This is a genomic window from Acinetobacter sp. ANC_7588 (assembly GCF_056783995.1).
In genome coordinates this window covers 1-832 of record NZ_JBWYIU010000032.1, presented here as the reverse complement: position 1 = coordinate 832, position 832 = coordinate 1, and the positions used below count along the sequence as shown (strand labels likewise).

The following is an 832-nucleotide window of genomic DNA, read 5'->3' as shown; positions in this document are numbered from 1 at the left end:
CTTCAGCCGCCTCTACTGCCTCTGTCGCTTCTTCAAGTGCTGCAACTGCATCATCCACACCATCTTCGTTTTCATCATTTACTGCTGGTAAGGTGATGTCGACTAGATCATCTAAGCGTGCATCCAATGCGTCTTTGTCTGCTCCTTCTGGAAGTGCATCAACTTTCGCTTGTGCATCTTCTTTAGCAGTAAGCGCATCATCACGTGCTTGAGTCAGCTCAGTAAGTTCTGTTGGCGTGATTAAACCATCTGATTCTGCATCTGCTAGTGCTTGCTCTGCCTCAGCATATGCTGCTTCAGCCGCCTCTACTGCCTCTGTCGCTTCTTCAAGTGCTGCAACTGCATCATCCACACCATCTTCGTTTTCATCATTTACTGCTGGTAAGGTGATGTCGACTAGATCATCTAAGCGTGCATCCAATGCGTCTTTGTCTGCTCCTTCTGGAAGTGCATCAACTTTCGCTTGTGCATCTTCTTTAGCAGTAAGCGCATCATCACGTGCTTGAGTCAGCTCAGTAAGTTCTGTTGGCGTGATTAAACCATCTGATTCTGCATCTGCTAGTGCTTGCTCTGCCTCTGCATATGCTGCTTCAGCCGCCTCTACTGCCTCTGTCGCTTCTTCAAGTGCTGCAACTGCATCATCCACACCATCTTCGTTTTCATCATTTACTGCTGGTAAAGTGATATCAACCAGATCATTTAAACGACCTTGTAGCGCATCTTTTTCTGCTTGTACTGCCTCAGGTAACGCTGTCACTTTTGTTTGTGCTTCTGTTTTCGCAGCAAGTGCATCATCACGTGCTTGAGTCAGTGCAGTGAGTTCTGTTGGGGT

The 832-nt window shown here is 47.2% G+C and carries 1 protein-coding gene; it reads right to left on the bottom strand.

Annotated elements, in window-relative coordinates; all coding sequences use genetic code 11:
* Positions 1 to 832, bottom strand: an 832-nt coding sequence (locus tag AC1M9J_RS14750; protein WP_481952570.1) for a GA-like domain-containing protein, incomplete at both ends; no start/stop codon positions are given.